The sequence below is a fragment of the Methanolapillus millepedarum genome, assembly GCF_032594115.1.
Taxonomy (GTDB): Archaea; Halobacteriota; Methanosarcinia; order Methanosarcinales; family Methanosarcinaceae; genus Methanolapillus; species Methanolapillus millepedarum.
Window position 1 is genome coordinate 828,515 of the sequence record NZ_CP131060.1, and the last position, 16,802, is coordinate 845,316.

General features: G+C 39.0%; 13 protein-coding genes. 5 read left to right on the forward strand and 8 right to left on the reverse strand.

Features of this window, described 5'->3' with window-relative positions; all coding sequences use genetic code 11:
- Positions 1 to 58 precede the first annotated feature (58 nt).
- Entirely contained in the window at positions 59 to 316 is a 258-nt protein-coding gene (locus MsAc7_RS03920) for a hypothetical protein (protein WP_338103283.1), read from the forward strand.
- Between the two features lie 15 nt (positions 317 to 331).
- On the opposite strand, the gene MsAc7_RS03925 is transcribed toward MsAc7_RS03920, so the two are convergent.
- From MsAc7_RS03925 to MsAc7_RS03955, 7 genes are all read right to left on the reverse strand, one after another.
- Complete coding sequence (locus MsAc7_RS03925) at positions 332 to 1,498, reverse strand: pyridoxal-phosphate-dependent aminotransferase family protein (RefSeq protein ID WP_338103284.1); 1,167 nt, start codon at positions 1,496 to 1,498, stop codon at positions 332 to 334.
- A gap of 194 nt (positions 1,499 to 1,692) precedes the next feature.
- On the reverse strand, positions 1,693 to 2,247 hold the full coding sequence (locus MsAc7_RS03930) for a CBS domain-containing protein (RefSeq protein ID WP_338103285.1): 555 nt from the start codon (positions 2,245 to 2,247) through the stop codon (positions 1,693 to 1,695).
- A gap of 110 nt (positions 2,248 to 2,357) precedes the next feature.
- Positions 2,358 to 3,995 carry a phospholipase D-like domain-containing protein gene (locus tag MsAc7_RS03935; RefSeq protein ID WP_338103286.1) on the reverse strand — a complete coding sequence of 546 codons (1,638 nt, stop codon included), beginning with the start codon at positions 3,993 to 3,995 and terminating at the stop codon, positions 2,358 to 2,360.
- An 11-nt stretch (positions 3,996 to 4,006) separates the two neighbouring features.
- Complete coding sequence (locus tag MsAc7_RS03940) at positions 4,007 to 5,173, reverse strand: hypothetical protein (protein ID WP_338103287.1); 1,167 nt, start codon at positions 5,171 to 5,173, stop codon at positions 4,007 to 4,009.
- A 4-nt stretch (positions 5,174 to 5,177) separates the two neighbouring features.
- Positions 5,178 to 7,934: an AAA domain-containing protein gene (locus MsAc7_RS03945; RefSeq protein ID WP_338103288.1), complete on the reverse strand. Its 2,757-nt coding sequence runs from the start codon at positions 7,932 to 7,934 to the stop codon at positions 5,178 to 5,180.
- Positions 7,934 to 8,422: a hypothetical protein gene (locus MsAc7_RS03950; protein ID WP_338103289.1), complete on the reverse strand. Its 489-nt coding sequence runs from the start codon at positions 8,420 to 8,422 to the stop codon at positions 7,934 to 7,936. Before MsAc7_RS03950 ends, MsAc7_RS03945 begins: the two co-directional genes overlap by 1 nt.
- Positions 8,406 to 9,236 (reverse strand): viperin family antiviral radical SAM protein, encoded by an 831-nt coding sequence (locus MsAc7_RS03955; protein ID WP_338103462.1) that lies wholly within the window; start codon positions 9,234 to 9,236, stop codon positions 8,406 to 8,408. The genes MsAc7_RS03950 and MsAc7_RS03955 overlap by 17 nt, the downstream gene beginning before the upstream one ends.
- 134 nt (positions 9,237 to 9,370) lie before the next feature.
- On the opposite strand from MsAc7_RS03955, the gene MsAc7_RS03960 reads away from it, so the two are divergent.
- From MsAc7_RS03960 to MsAc7_RS03975, 4 genes are all read left to right on the forward strand, one after another.
- Positions 9,371 to 10,138, forward strand: a complete 768-nt coding sequence (locus MsAc7_RS03960) for a hypothetical protein (RefSeq protein ID WP_338103290.1) — start codon at positions 9,371 to 9,373, stop codon at positions 10,136 to 10,138.
- A gap of 149 nt (positions 10,139 to 10,287) precedes the next feature.
- On the forward strand, positions 10,288 to 12,255 hold the full coding sequence (locus MsAc7_RS03965; protein WP_338103291.1) for a SulP family inorganic anion transporter: 1,968 nt from the start codon (positions 10,288 to 10,290) through the stop codon (positions 12,253 to 12,255).
- A 219-nt stretch (positions 12,256 to 12,474) separates the two neighbouring features.
- On the forward strand, positions 12,475 to 14,382 hold the full coding sequence (locus MsAc7_RS03970) for a chloride channel protein (RefSeq protein ID WP_338103292.1): 1,908 nt from the start codon (positions 12,475 to 12,477) through the stop codon (positions 14,380 to 14,382).
- 317 nt (positions 14,383 to 14,699) lie between these two features.
- The gene (locus MsAc7_RS03975) at positions 14,700 to 16,112 is read left to right on the forward strand and encodes a DUF1254 domain-containing protein (protein ID WP_338103293.1); all 1,413 of its coding nucleotides are present in this window, start codon (positions 14,700 to 14,702) and stop codon (positions 16,110 to 16,112) included.
- A gap of 134 nt (positions 16,113 to 16,246) precedes the next feature.
- Here the strand turns inward: MsAc7_RS03975 and MsAc7_RS03980 are convergent, their stop codons facing one another.
- A complete protein-coding gene (locus MsAc7_RS03980; RefSeq protein WP_338103294.1) occupies positions 16,247 to 16,774 on the reverse strand; it encodes a DUF234 domain-containing protein in 528 nt (175 codons plus the stop codon).
- Positions 16,775 to 16,802 lie beyond the last annotated feature (28 nt).

Genomic DNA, 16,802 nt, shown 5'->3' on the forward strand with positions numbered 1-16,802 from the left:
ATTTCTTTCAAATATATAGATTTATAAAATATTTAAAAAGAAGAGAATTTGTTCGATTTTGGAATATTTATTATACAATCGAGATACCGTCCGACAAGAAAGAAAATATGAAATAAAACGGCAGAAAAATAAAAAAACAGAAAAAAAGAAACAGATAAACAAAGAAACAGATAAACAAAGAAAACGGAAAAAAAGAAACGGAAAAAAGAAAAAGAGAAAAAAGAAAAAAATAAAGAGAAAATGTCAATGGAAAAGAAATGATTTGAATATTCAAAAACAGAACATTCAAACCGATTTTAAATTTTTAATTGGATGACATATTAAATACGTATTAATACAAATCTTTCATCGCTTCCGAGGCAAAGTCATCGACAGCGCCGGTGGATTCGATAACGCCCAATGTGAACAAGACAAATTCAAGTTCCGTCATTGTGTTCATGATATTCAGCGGTGTGGTTGCCCCCATGGATCCGACTCTGAAAATTTTGCCTTTCAGATGGTCTTGACCGCCGGTGATGATAATACCGCGTTTCCCAAGCGCTTTTTTAATCTCTTCGCCGTCAACGCCGGCCGGCGCTTTCATGGCGGAAACCGTGTTGGAATAGGCACTATACTGATTGAGCGTCGGAAACATTTCAATACCGATTGCCGCCATAGAATCACGAACAGCTTTTGTCATTAAATAGTGGCGGTTGATTCTGTTTTGAATCCCTTCCTCTTTGACCATACGAAGCGCCTCTTGAAGCGCATAGAATAAGGAAACGGCCGGAGTATACGGTGTTTCTTTGAGTTCTTTGGTGGCGCTGTTTCTGTAGGCCAAAAGGTCCAGGTAATACGGACGGGTGGTGATATTTTTCATTTCCTCGGCCGCTTTTTCACTGACGGCGGCAATAGAAAGTCCCGGCGGCGCCGCCAAGCACTTTTGAGAACCGGTGACGGCAATGTCAACGCCCCATTCATCCATTAAAATCGTATCGCCGCCAAGGGAGGACACAACATCCAAAATGAAATAAGCGCCGTATTTTTTGGCTAATTTGCCAACTTCCGGCGCCGGGTTTCGAATGGCTGTGGAAGACTCGTTGTGAATCATCGCGATGGATTTAATGTCGCCGGCTTCTAATTTTTCTTCCACTTTTCCCAAATCGACCGATTGTCCCCACTCAAATTCGAGCGGAACGACGGTTCCGTATTTGCCGGCCAATTTCTTAAAGCGTTGACCGAATTTTCCGTTGTCGATCGCCAAAATTTTGTCGGTTTTGTTGTTTAAAGAACCGATGGCGGCTTCCATGCCGGCGGTTCCGGAACCGGAGATGACGGAAATGTTGTCCGCTTTGGTGTTGAAAAGTTCGGCGGAAACGGATTGAATTTCGCCGTACATCGCGGAAAACTCTTTGCCGCGATGGTTAATCATCGGTTTTGCCATGGCAAGCAAGACGCGGGAAGGAACAGTTACCGGACCGGGCATCATTAAAAGCTTTTCATCTGTTCTGATACTCATAAAAACAACCTGATTTATTTTTTGAAAATACTGGGATAACGACTGGAATTTATTTTTTGTTGTAAAAACTGTTTTTTGTAAATGTTTTTTGTAATATTTGGTTTTTGTAAATGTTTTTTGCAAAAGCGTTTTTTGTAAAAGTGTTTTGTTCGTCGGTAAAAATTTTTTGCGGTAAAAAATGATTAAAAACGGAGTCACCCGTTGATAATTTTCATAATATCGCTTTTGGTAATCACGCCGGTGACAATACCTTTTTCCATCACCAAAACCGCCGGGCTTCGTTCCAAAATATGCGAAACGGTTAAAACGGAAGCGGTTTGCGGAACCGTCGGGAACGACTCTTCCATCAAATCCGAAACAATCATTCCGGCAAGCGATTTTTTGATCGCGATCGTCCGAACGACAGCGCCTTCCGACAAACTGCCGACCGGAACACCGTTCTCAATGACCGGAAGTTGAGAAATCCCGTGCGCGTTCATAATCATAACCGCCTCTTCAAGAGCTTGGTTGGGACGCACCTGAATCACCGGAAAACTGATAATATCCTTGGCGACGATCTGCTGCTCCTTTTTGGCTTCTTCAAAAGCCGCCAATATTTTCGCGACGGTCGAAAGCCTGGGATCAACATCGCTCATTTCGATGCGCGCAATCAAAGGCTGGCTGACTCCGGCGCGCTTTGCCAAATCGCTTTGCGTCAAACCGAGTTCAATCCGCTTCTTTTTCAAATCTTCCGGCGTAGGAATCTGCATAATGGGTTATTACTTCAAGTAATAGTATATAAGAATAATTCAAAAAATTAAAGTTGAATAATCAACCAATTCAAAGGATTGATTGATATTCAGAATATTCATTAAAATTGTTACTTGACCTTATTTTGTTGTTTATTTCGTTCATTTTCTTTTTTTACTTCTTCATCTTTTTGTTTCCGAATGATTGAATCAATAAAACTTTGATCTGCATAAGAGATTTTTGTTCCAAGTTTGCTGACCTTCTCGTAATCTTCCCAATTTGAAACCAAAAAGGAAGATCCGCTTTTAGACTTTACTTTTACGACCCCGTTCGTTTTCTCAATAAATTGAACATTCTCCTCAGAGAATTTTTGTGGAACAAGAGTTATTTTCCCCTCCATTTTTTTACATCTAGTATCTTCTTGAATAGAGAGATTTTTCTTGACGAATTCTTCTTGGTTTTGTTTATTATCCATGATTTTTCGAAGATCAGAAAGATTTACCTCCATTTTATCGGAAATTACGATTTTATCTTCAACCTTGAGTCTTTGAGGTCCGCCTTTTGAATCGACTTGAATTAAAGTGTGTTCCCCGGAGGGGATTTTTTCAAGTTCAATACTTGATTTAAACTCATTTTTTCTTTGGGAAATCAATTTTTCAACCATATTTTTAAACATGTCTGTTTCATTTTCATCTAATAAAATGCCGACTTCAAATCCGGAATCTAACCCTAATTTAGAATAATTTGAAGTCATAACCATAGACTTTTTCGAGTCTGAAATTATGAATTTGCAATGTACTCTTGTCGAAAAATTATATAACTCCGCACCCATTGACGACAGTTCCATTAAAGATTCAAGAGAATCTTCCCGACACAAAATTTTGACACGAACGCCTCTTTTGATGGCCTTTTTTATTTCGGTCATGCATTTGTGATCTTTACTAAAACTCCATGAAGACAGAATTAATTCGTTTTCAGATAAATTAATCAGACGAATAAGAGTCTCTTGAAGTGTATTCATTTCTTTGCACGTACATGGGTGTGTTATTTCCTGAATATTGATCTTTTGACGGGAAGACAACGAAACAGGATGAAGTGTTTTATCAGCTCGAATCATTTCATGTTCGGCTTCATTCCAAAATCCTTCTATAAATTGAACAAAAAAGGAAGGAATTTCCTCAATTTCATTCAAAGTTAACGCCAATTCAATGTTGCTTCCGCTCATGGCACTTTTTGTAAAATTGCAAGTTGAAAGTATACCTTTTGGATTGTAACTTTTCGGATCAAAAAGTGCAAATTTTGCATGGAAATGGGGTGATGTGCGAACCAACACTTTTCCGGCTAATTTATCCAGTAATCGTTTATGAGCTTCGATAATTTCCTTTTTGTTTGTCCCGTCAAATTCTTCAGATTTCTCAGCCTTTAATTCTTCTTCGCGAGCTGTCAACAAATAGACTCGAACACCTCTTTGGGATGCGTCAATGAGCGCTTCCATGAACAGCCCGTCTTCAATTAAATAAGACGAAACACAAATAGTATCCATTGCATCTTTTGCGTAAGCCGCAAGAATCTGATCCAAGTTTTTCTTTTGTGACGTCAGAAACAATTTCCTTGTCTCTGATTCTACGGGTTTAAAAGATGACAAATTCATATTTTTTTGACTTGTTGATATCCAAATATTATTGATTTTTTCACCGGAATTATTTTTTTTCACATCAATTTCTAAAGGTTTTATTTCTGTATCTAAAGATTTCATTTCTGTAGCCATGTTTAATCACCTCATTCCATACTCAAATCCGATACCGTAACTGTATGCCAAAAAACATCGTCCCTTTCGGAAATTTCTTTTGTCTTTTGAAATTCTATAAATTTTTCATAATCCAAAACGCGATTCAAAATACTCTTTTTGGATAATTTTTTTGAAGAAGCACAAACACTGTTGATCTTTTCTTCAATAATTTTATTAAACGATTCTTTGGTCACGTATGCTTTTTTAATTTCATTTTGAACCTCTCTTTCAACCCAAGCAGCAGCTGCCCGATAATCTAAGGGAGCGACTTGAATCTTATCAACATCTGAAATGCGATAGGTTCCAAAGTCACCAAAAGAAAAATCCCCGCCTTTCAATTTCATTGTCAACGACCCGGAAACCTGATCCAGGAGGGCTTCGGTAAAGCAAATGAATTGACCGTTAGGAGGATTCAACCCGTTCAGTTCTGCCAATGCGCCCACAACTTGACTATATTCAATGGAAAAATTGCTTTGGAAAAATTCCTCCTTCTTGTTACCCTTTTTGTCACCATCCTTATCTTGAATGATGGTTGCTTTGGATCCGGTTTCGTTAACAACAATTTTGACGGTGATTGGCTGACCTACTTTTCCCCCACATCCGTTTTCCAAAACATTCATCACCTCTATGACTTTTTCTCCTTGAAGAGGGAGAACAATTTTTGTGTTTTTCCAATGATTAACATTTGGAATAGAAACGATTTTATCCATTGGTTCTTTAAACGGTTTTCTGGACCTCATTTCTTGGAGATCCTTTTTGATGCTAAATTCGTCAGGCAAGCACCCGATAACTGAATTCTTAAATATGCGATCATCTGAGACGGTGATTTCATAAATTCCCCTGTGTGGAAGCATTACCTTTCCTGTTTTTACCATTTCCTCTGAAGAGCCAGTCAAACGAAACATAGATCTCTCTCTTTCAATCAGTTTGTACTCCTCCTCCATCATCGCTAACATTCTTCTGCCGTAAGGATGCTGAGGCTTTTCCATCTTAAAATACTCCAAATTGACAATTTCTTCATCAACATGTTTTCTATGGTTAACAAACATTAAGAATGGTAAGATATCCTTTTCCCGGTCTTCTGCCGGTTCGTTAATTTCCATTTCTGCACGATAAAGATTATATTCGATTTTGTGGGTAAGTGTTAACTCAGTCATGATTTTATCTCCATTGAATCGGTTCCTTTAAAGATTGTATAAATTTTCCTAAAATATCTTTACGTTTTGTGTAAGAGCTTTTATCTGCAAAAACAATCAGATAATGCCGAGCGCGAGTGATAGCAACATTTAACCTATTTCTGTTATCTAAGAATCCAACACGTTTACCGGACCGGACAAAAGATAACAAAACAATATCTGCTTCATTTCCTTGGAAACGATCAACATTTGCAACAGTTACTTCCAGGTTGAAATCAACCAAATAAAAATTTTTACTTCCATTATACTCTTCTCTCATCAAATTTACTAAATGCATCTCTTGTTTTCTGTAAAATGTCAAAATAGCAACACTCCAAGGGCTACCATCTTTCTTTGGGTGTTCCTTTGCCCATTTTTTAATTGTTTGTAACTCCCCCATAATTGCTTCTGCTTCACTTTTATTGACATTCCCATCTTTCTCTTTGCGAGTACAATCTCGAATAAAAGAATGGGAAGAATAATTTCCAATCTCGCAAATTTTTCTCTTTTTTACTTCCGTTCCGTCATTGAGAGCTTTTTTTTCGTAGATATTTTCTCGTGGAAATGCGGATATTTCCGGATTCATTCTGTGCTGGTAACTTAACTCCACAAGACGATTTTCCAAAATATCCTCAGGCAATCCTGCATGCTGAATGACATTTTTGGATTTTTCATCATTGTTCCCAAATCCGTGAATCAACAAATCAATGATAGATGGGATTTCCATTTTTTGAATATCAAGTATTGATTTATTGAGTTTACCTTTACAATTATTTTCATCAATATTGAACTCTGGGAGAAGCAACTCGATATCATTCTTTAATTGATTGAATTTTTGTTCATATTCTGAACTTTTCATTTCATACATTCGAGAAAGTCTCCAAACAATTTCTTCTTCCCATTCTTTATCTGACCCATCCGACATATTCCATCCATTTTTTTCAAAATAATATCGTTGATAATACCAGGAATTTGAAATGGAAATATCTTTAATGCCGGTGATTTCCGAGAAAGGGGGTAAAAAATTTTGTATTTGATTAAACAAACTTTGTTTGACAAAAACCACCTTTGAAACCAGAATTTTTTGAATAGTACTTTCAGGAATTGGAAGTTCATCTATAACAACCATTAACGGGAGCTCATTTAATTTTTCCAAATACTGAATTTGCTTTCGAATTTGGTCAAAATAAGGATAATCTTCATTCAATACTACAACTTTACAAGAAAGTGATTTGGGGGATTCGTCGCCAAATCGGCTTCTTGAATTAAAGACATCTAAACAAATGCTTTTTAATTCTGAATTAAATTTAAGTTCTTCACAAATGAATCTCAAACTGTTTGACAAAAAGTCGCTGTTGACGTAGGGTGCCAATTGCTTCGGATCTCCTGAAATGACCCATTTCTTTGCATGTAATGCCGGAATCAAAAACTCCTGAAATGTTGTTTTTGATGCTTCGTCTAAAATCATGACATCAAATGGCGGCAAATGGCTGTCCTTATTCTTGATCATTGGCGCTTGTAAAATACCAAAGGTTGTCCCACAGACAAGATTTGATGTATCCAATATCACATTTTTTATGACCGTATCACCATCATTTCCCTTTAAACTTTGATACAATTCTTCCTCATATGGTTCAAATTTTCCTTGGGATGAAATTGTTTCCAGCTTTTTCAACCATCTGTTTTTTTCCGAGCGGACAATAGATTCAAAACGATACTCAGAAGCTTTCTCTGAAACTGCTTCCTCTCTTCCGATTCTGATCGGAATAATGCCCAATTTTTCATTTAAAGACTTTTCAGTGATTCTTTCCAAAACGTTATCAACAGCGATATGAGTCGACGCAACCAATAAAATGCGTTTTCCTTCAGCAATCAATTGGGAGATTAATTCGATTAAAGTTGCTGTTTTTCCACTGCCGGGAGGTCCAACTAATATCGAAAAATCCGGAGAGTTCAAAGCTGTTTCAACAAACCTTTTTTGTTCGTCAGAACCGTCGTAATCCTTTAAAAAATTCCACTTTTTCACTTTCTTATTTGACATGTCCGTCCAAAGAGCATGTTCTCTTTTCAAAAGCAAATTAATGAGAGGTCGATGGTATGGATGTGGCATCGCCAACAATTTTTGAATGGATTCCTTTTGTTTTAGAAGTTGATAGACATCAGCTTTAATTTCCAAAATCCAGTTTTTTGGATATCCTTGTAGTGTCAGCGTCTCTTTTTTTTCGTTTGTTGAGCGGACTTTAAGAGAGTCTTTTCCATCTTTAACAGAACCGGATTCAGAATATAATAGAGTTAATATCTTTTCAGTCACTTCATCGGAAGATTTTTTTTCTTCTTCCGATTCTACATAAGCTTGTATATCCATTAATGTCGTTTCAATAACATCGGAATCAGAAATTTTGTATGATACAATTTTGCCGTTTTTGTCAGGATATTTCAATTCGAGTGGTAAACGTCCTTTAACATGAATAACACCCTTCTCCGGATAATAATTTATAATATCTAATTCTTTATTTGCGCTTTTCAATTTCTGAATTGGAATTTTTTCGAATTCATCAATATCAACTTCAAATTTCACAGATTCAACAGAATATACAAATTTGTATTGTTCATCTGTTCTTTTGTCAATTGCTTTTTTCAAATACCATTCCCGATCTTTCAACGTCAAATAAGCTCTATCTTTCATATTCGAAGCTTCACGATCACTCACGCCGAAACCGGCATAATACAAGGCATCTACCATCAAAATCCCCCTTTAAAATAAGACTCAACGTCTATGAGTGTCATTTCCGGACTCAATTTCTCAAAAGTATTAATGGAAATAATGAAATCCGCATCCTTGTTGAGAACATAATTGCATCTCAGCCCTTTGATAAAAGCAACAATTCCCAAGGAAATTGCCATCAAATTCGTACCTCCCGTCAGGCCGGCGATAATCTCAATATCATCTGATGGATATTGATCAACAATTCTCAGCATGGACTGGATCATCTCATCCACAGATTTCTCTGTGAACGGATCAACAAAAACCATATCCAAAACATTCAACCCGATTTCTTTTAAATGACCGGCATAAGAAATCGTATCGTCTCTCATTTGAACGGAAGAAAAAAGAATAACATTTTCAATATTGAGAGACAAAATTGTCTTTTCAATATGTTCTTTTGAAATTCCGACATTCAACAAATAGATTTTAGATATATTCGCAGATTGTTTACACATGCCATTCATATATTGCACCCCTCCTAAAATATTTTTTTATATCTATAAAATTTAATTTATTCATTTTTATTATATTTTCGAAATTAAAATACTCCAGCCGCCCATTGATATTTGTTTGGAGCTTCCCGTCCGGACTGATCATTAAGTAACTTCCAATCATGTCTTCGTTATCTTCAAAAACCGGACGGTCACCATTCCGGAGAACAATATCTGAATGATTTTGCACAAATGTATGGAATTCTTCATCAGTCGGACAAAGATATTTTGCGTGAGCGTTTTCATTTTCTAAAATGAGGGTTCTGAAAACTTTCCATCTATGAGGGGACAACTCATTAATCAGGTCATGCAAATCTTCATCCCAGTTCAGGGATGTGATCGTACTGTTAATTTTCAAATTTACTCCGGTGGAGTGAATCCAAGAACAGCATTTTTTGATATGATTCACATGATTTCCAGGTCCTCTTCCAAGTTGAAGCTCCGTCATTTCAATTCCGGAATCAATAGAAAGACCGATCCAATCCAGATATTTGGCCATGTAATCCACATTCTTCGGCGTCAAAAAGGAACCATTCGTCTGAAGCGTCGTTGTCAACCCATAATCTTTAGACAAACGAAGAATTCGGTCAAAATCCGGATGCATTTGCGGTTCACCGCCGACAATATTGAGCTTTTCAATTCCAATATCTCTCAGCGTTCGAATAATTTCCTCCTGCTTTTTTTCATCTCTAAGTTCTGTACGCACCTCTTTAGCAAAACAAAATTGACACTTGTAATTACATCTTGAGGTGATGTGCCAATTCGCTGAACGTATTTTTGAGTTCATGATCCGTAAAAGGATTTGAAAACATATTATAATTTTTATAAACAATTTATAAAAAGAATTAACATTTTATTAGATAAATAAACAATATAATAAAAAAATAAATCATTAAATATAATGGCAACATTGGAAACGGCATGACTGAAAAGAAACGCCCGCATATTCACATAATGTGCGCAGGAAATGCATTACTGAAGACATATCAAGAAGCTCAAAAAGAATATCCAATTCATCGGGTTGTAATATTCAATGATTTGTCCAAAAATACAGAAAAAAGTGTTGAAGATACCATTGTTAATACAATAAAAATGTGTCAGGAAAACAGAATAGAAGCAGAAAGAGTAGATTTAAAAAAAATAACAATCGATGAAGTGATGGATGAATTTCTAAAAATATATTCAAAATATAAAGACTATAAATTTATGTTTAACATAACACCCGGACCAAAACCACTTGCTTTGTGTTTATTTTATGCTTCGATTTGGATAGAAGGAGATTGTTATTATATTGGTGAAAATAAAGAAAGAGAAGACCCTGAAATTTTGAACTTTGAAAGGCCTCAAATTCATTTAAAAGATATAGAGCGAAATCCAAATTATTCCACAATTTTATCATTCCTAAATAAACAGGAAAAAAAAGAAGCTGAAATGCAAAAGGTCCTCGAATATATAGGATACAAGCATGGAAATAAAACTGTGAAAGGGGAATATCAACCGGTTAAAAAAGGAGACATAACAAAAAGATATGTCTCAAGAAAAATGATTACTGATTGGACTGACAATTTAGAATCGTGGGGACTTGTAACAAAAGAAAACATAGACGGGAGACGAAAAAAAATATGTTTAACGCGTGATGGAAGATTCACAATCAATTTTTTGAAAAGCACAACACCAAAAGAAAAATAATTCACTCACGAGTATTATACAAAATAATCTATATTTATATCTACCAATAAATTAATATTGAATTAAGAAACATTATCAAACCTCTTTGAATACATTCTGTTTAAATTCGAATTCGATATCTTCCATCTATTTTCCGAATCGTGAAAGTCATGCCCGAAACAAAAAACGTATCGAAAAACAATATCAACAACCTCCCGAGCCGTGCCGCCAATTATGTCAAAAAATCATTTGTTTTCGACTTGAAATCAGGTTTTATTACGGCGATTGTGGCCTTACCGCTTGCGATCGGTTTTGCAATCGCGTCCGGTGTTGAGCCGTACATGGGCGTTTATACGGCGATTGTTGCCGGTTTTTTGGGATCGTTGCTCGGCGGCTCACAATATTCAATCACGGGACCGACCGGCGCGATGGGTGTCGTTGTTTTGGCCGCCATGACGAAATACGGAATGGAAGGACTCTTTTTGGCCACTCTTTTGGCCGGCGTCATCCAAATTCTTCTCGGCATCTTCAAAGTCGGTAAAATTGCGAAATTTATGCCGCTGCCAATCATGGCCGGATTTACCGGCGGCATTGGCCTTCTCATCGTTTTCGGACAAATACCAAACGCTCTTGGACTATCCCTTCCGATTCACGAATACGCGTTTCAAACCTTGTTTGACGTCTTGCAACACCTTGACGACGCCAGCATTATCGCGATACTCATCACCATCGGAACCGCCATCATTATGCTTTATATGACCCGGTTCACCAAAAACCGGAAATACCTGTCCTCTATACCGCCAACGATTGTGGCGTTGGTAATCTCTCTTTGTTTGGTTTATTTCTACGGCCTGGATATCCCAACAATCGGCGCTATCCCGACCAAACTGCCGACCTTTTCGTTTTTTAATATTACGCTCGGACTCGCCCGCGACGTCTTGCCCTATGCTGTGACACTTGCCCTTTTAGGAACGATTGAATCGCTGATGTGCGCCGTCGTTTGTGACGCAATGACCGCCACCAAACACAACAGCGACCGCGAACTGATGGCCCAGGGAATCGCCAAAATCGTGACGCCGTTTTTCGGAGGATTGCCATCGACAGCTGCTGTTTCCAGAAGCGTTGTCAATATCCGCGAAGGCGCAAAAACCAGAGCCAGCGGAATGATGCACGCCTTTTTCATTTTAATTTTCATGATCTTTTTCGGGTCGCTTGCCCTTTATATTCCAAAAGCGTTTGTCGCCGGGATTTTAATTTGCATCGGCGCCCGCATGGTTAATCTCCACGAATTAAAACTGATTTACAAAAATGACCGGTTTGAAGCGGCCATTTTCCTCATCACGATGTTTTTGACCGTGTTTGCCGATTTGATTTTGGCCATGGAAGTTGGAATATTGCTCACCATGGTGAATTTCCTCTACGACATGACAAAAGCAACCAGCATCGAAACGGTTGAAGAACACGACTCCGACGACCGGATTCATGAAATCATGAGCCTGAACGATCAATACAAAGACAAGCTGGCCATTTACACCATTAACGGACCATTTTTCTTTGGGGCTATGAACGTTTTTGACCACAAAGTCAACGCGATTTTGCCGACGAAAAAAGATGTGATCATCATCCGGATGCGTTTTGTCCCTTATGTCGACTCCACCGCTATCACCCGGCTCAACGATTTCATTGAAAGCCGACACCGTGAAAAAAGATATGTGCTCATCACCGGTCTTCGAACGGTCGTCAAAAAGAACTTGATGCGAAATGAAAATTTTGAAAAACATGTTCGTCAAAAAGAAGTTTATCTGTTTGACAGTACGGAAAAAGCGGTCGAATACGCCAAAGCCGAAATATTCCCGCTTTTGGACAAGCGCGAGCCGAAGCGAATTAATGTGACGGAAAGCGACGCGCAAAATATCGATCTGAAAGAAAACGACATGGTTAACATTGAAGGCAAAACAAAAGCGGAAATGAAAAACGCTGAAAGCAACCTGGAAGTTGAATCAAAAAGCACCGGTGAAAAGCCGGAAACAGAAATGAAAATGCATGAAAGTAAAGCGGAAACGGAAAAGTTAGAAATAACCGGAAATGCGGACGGGCTTTCCGAAGAAGATTTGGAGGACTTGTTAGACCGTCGCTAATATTCAGCATTTCAAATTCAGTATTTCATCGAATTTATTTTTATTTTTTCACATTCGTCATCCGTTTTCAAATATGAAAAATTATGAAAACTTTCAGTCATTGAAAGGATTATTTTTATATAATATAAACAAAATTTGATTATTCGTTATCTTCTTTTAGTTCGTTTTAATTTATAAAAATGAAGTTTCCTGATTCAAAAAAGATGTTGGTTGGTTCTTTTGTCGGAATATGTCGGTTCGGGGTTTGATGAAAAAAAGAAATCTGTGGCGGACCGGATGATTGCCTTTCGGAAATCTTCTAAAAAATATTTCACGAAATATTATACGCCAAACGTCAAAACCGCGCTCATCGCCATTGTTATCGGAATCGTAACCGGTGTTCTCATCGGCATTTATTCTCTTCTTTTGCATGATCTGACGAATACGTTTTTCGGTACAAATTCTGTTTTTGAAATCTTCGGAATCCCAAGCTGGTGCATTATTTTTATCCCGATGCTCGGCGGACTTGTTGTCGGCCTTCTCAATAAATATTTCCTTAAAACAAGATACGGTGTCGAAAGTGTGATTGAAGCGGCGGCGCTTCATGGCGGAAAACTCAAAGCGAGATATGCGATCGTGGAAGCGTTTGCGTCCGTGATCACCATCGGAACGGGCGGTTCCGCCGGCAAAGAAGCGCCCGGTGTTTTAATGGGCGCCGGAGTCGGATCGTTCGTCACCAAAGTGTTTAACCTGCGCGGCAAAAGCCTTCGGACTTACTTGGGTTGCGGTGCCGCCGCCGGAATTTCCGCTGCGTTTAACGCGCCTTTGGCGGGAATCGTGTTCGTTGTCGAAGTCATATATGGAGAACTCGAAGCCAAAACATTTATCCCGATTGTCATTTCATCCATTTTTTCAACATTTGTCTTTAACGTTTTTTTCGGAACGGACACCATGAGTTTTCCGAATTACGCTCTTCTCAATCCGTTTAAAGAAATCTGGCTGTTTCCGATTCTCGGTATTATTGCGGGAATTGTGTCTATTTTTTTCATCAAGTGTTTCTATTTTATCCGGGAGCGGTTCACCGACCTGAAAGTTCCGGGATATTTAAAACCGGCCATTGGCGGCCTTTTGGTCGGCCTTGTCGGTCTTTTTTACCCGCAAGTTTTCGGTCTCGGCCACAACGTGATTTTAGAAGTTGTGAATGACCCGTTTTCGTTTTCCATCGCTCTTCTTTTGGCCCTTGTTGTTTTGAAAACCTTGGCCTTTTCATTCACGATCGGTTCCCGCGGTGCCGGCGGTTCTATCGTCCCGTCCATGTTTGTCGGCGCGATGCTCGGCGCCGCTTTCGGTATGGTATGCGAACTGTTCATTCCGGGATTGACCGTTCAGCCGGGCGCGTACGCGCTCGCCGGCATGGGCGCTGTCTTTGCCGGAACATCCAATTCCACGTTTACCGCCATCATTCTTCTGATTGAGATGACGCAGGATTACAGCATGATTCTACCGTTTATGTTCGCCTGCGTTCTCAGCAACGCAATCGCCCGCGCTGCCAATCCGGATTCCATCTTTACGGAAATGCTCAAAAGAAAAGGTTATACCATTCGCGGCGGCCGTGAAGTCGATGTGATGGAATCCATCGTGGTCAAAGACGCCATGCGCCCGCATGTTCAGACGGTTTCCGAAGACAACACAATCGAAGGACTGTACGCCGTGATCCAAAGCAGCAAACATACCGGATTTCCGGTGGTGAATAAAAACGGCGAACTCACCGGAATTGTGACCGTGAAAGACATGCAGGAAAGAATCGAGCCCGGAAACCCCGGAAGTAAGCAATTTATCAAAGACATTATGACAAAAGACGTACTTGTCGCCTACCCGTTTGAGACATTGGATGTGATTTCGGACAGAATCGTCGTCAACGATGTGGCGCGTCTTCCGGTTGTCATGAAATCCAACCCGAAGAAAATGGTCGGCATCATCACCCGAAAAGATGTTATGAACGCTTACAACAAGAGTATTTTGACGAAAGTGCAACGAGTCGGGGAAGAGCAAGCCAAACTGGAAAACGAAGAAGAGATGCGCGACGAAGAGAAAACGGAAGAAATAAAGGAAAAAGTAGAAGAAGAAATTGATGATATGAAAAAATAAATTTTCGAGCCAATGAATTTTAGAATTTTCAATGAATTTAGAATTTTTTCAAAGTTTTTAAATTAACATTTTTCGGATAACTTTCCGGAACTGATTCTGTTGATCTCGTTTTCAAAACTTATGGGGAGTTATCAAATGTCATTTTTTAAAATTAATATTTTAAATATTATTTTTAAAAATTAATATTTTAAATATTATGAAAAACGATATATATAATAAATTAATATATATTGTTTTTAACAACTTGTCATTTCATATTTTACGGATGAGTTGGTCATTTTTAAAAATAATGAAACACACCTATGAAAGGAATTCACATGAATACGAATCAATCAAAATCCGAATCTGCGGGAAAGCTGGAAGATTATGAATTTATGAACGGGTATCCGACCGCAAAGACCATTCAAAAAGCATATGATGACGCCGACCTCAATCGGGCAATTATGGCTTACCGATTCTTTTATCCGACAGTTTCTATTTACGCTGTGTGGAAAGGAAATTTGGATAACGGCGTTGTCCCCAACAAAATATTTGCGCTTCTCGACGGTACACCGGAACAATTCGTCTTGACGGCGAATTCGGACACGCCTTATTCAGGAATTTGCTTGGATTTAAGCCAAGGCCCGATGGTTTTGGAATTACCTCCCGGACCGATTATGTCGGCGGCCAATGATTTGAACCAATTGCATGTCATGGACATCGGAATGCCCGGACCGGACAAAGGCAAAGGCGGAAAACACGTAATACTGCCTCCCGGATATAAAGGAACTGTTCCTTCCGGATATTACACCGGCAAGTCAACCACAAACAGAGTGTTGGTGTTGGTGAGAGCCTTACCCCAAAACGGCGATATGGAAGGTGCCAGAGAATTGATGAAATCCATCAAAGTTTACCCGTTAAATAAACAGGCAGATCAAACGGCAACAAAATGGGTGAGTTTAAACAAAAAGGGTGTCGAGTTCACACTGGTTCCGTGGGAAAACAACATCAAATACTGGGAAAAACTGGCTGAAATTATCAACGACGAGCCGGCCTATGACCTTTACCGGACAATGTATGCAGAGTTGGCGGAGCTGGGAATTGAAAAAGGAAAAAAATTCATGCCGGATGCGCGTATGAAATCAATTCTTGAAAAGGCGGCAAAAACCGGAAACGCAATCATGCGTGTTCAGTCATTCGCCGACCGCCGCCCCGAACGCGTGGTTTGGAAAGACCGGCAGTGGGAATGGGCTGTTTTAAGAGACAAAAACGGCACGTTTGATACGGAAAACTATCAAGACTTGTATGCCCGGGAAAAGTGGTTTTACCAAGCTCAAATTGAATCACCGGCGATGTTTAACCGGTCTCCCGGAGCGGGATCTTTGTATTGGCTGGGCGCAAAAGACAAAAAGGGAACTTATTTGGACGGCAGCAAAACATACAAATTGACTGTGCCGTTACCGGTTCCTCAAAAATTGTTTTGGTCAGTAACGATTTATGACAATGACACACGCAGTGAAATTGCAACAGATCAAAACAAAGCGGCTTTACGCTCTTTGTTTGAACTAAAAGACTTTAAGGGAACTTCCGTTGATTTGTATTTCGGGCCGAAAGCGCCGGCCGGAAAAGAAAAACAGTGGATCAAAACAACTCCCGGAAAGGGTTGGTTCTCCTATTTCCGCATTTACGGACCGGAACAACCGGCTTTTGACGGCAGCTGGAGACCGGGAGACTTTGAAGAAATGAAATAAAATTGAAAACAAATCAAAATTGAAAACGAATCAAAATTGAAGACGAATTGGAAATGAAATCAAACAAACGGTGCCATGATGAGAACGGATGCATTTGGCGTTCAAATCATGGCTCCGACAATATTGATATCAGATCACTCGTACATTTTTTTTAAATCAATTAAAATTGTATCTTTCGAGCTGTTTTTTTTCAGCCGATTTGTAAACCCAGATTTTGAAAACAAACAGTAATATCTGTTTTCATAATCAAGAAGCAAACTGTTTTCTACAAGACGTTCCAAGACATCTGTGTCTACAGGTTCATTTTTGAATTTACATTCGCAAAAAAGCGCCTTATTCTCCGGCCGGAAAAATGCGACGATATCAATTTCAATCGGCATCTTTCGTTTCGGGTCACTTCCCCACCACCGTCCGATTTCAAAGAAAGAAAATGGGAGAAGGTCTGACCCGTTCGCTCGGTTCAAATATTCGATACACATCCGCTCAAAAATGCCGCCCATATAATCATTCAAATTCGGCTCAACTATTTTTTCAAAAACGATATTTCCGTTTCCGCCGGCAACCGCATTCATATTGGACGGAATAAAACGGTACCAAAACCGGAACATACTGTCGGCAATCCGGTAAATACTTTTTTTGGATTTTTCCACGCCAGTCGGCAAATGGTCACAGCATTGCAGCCGTCTTATT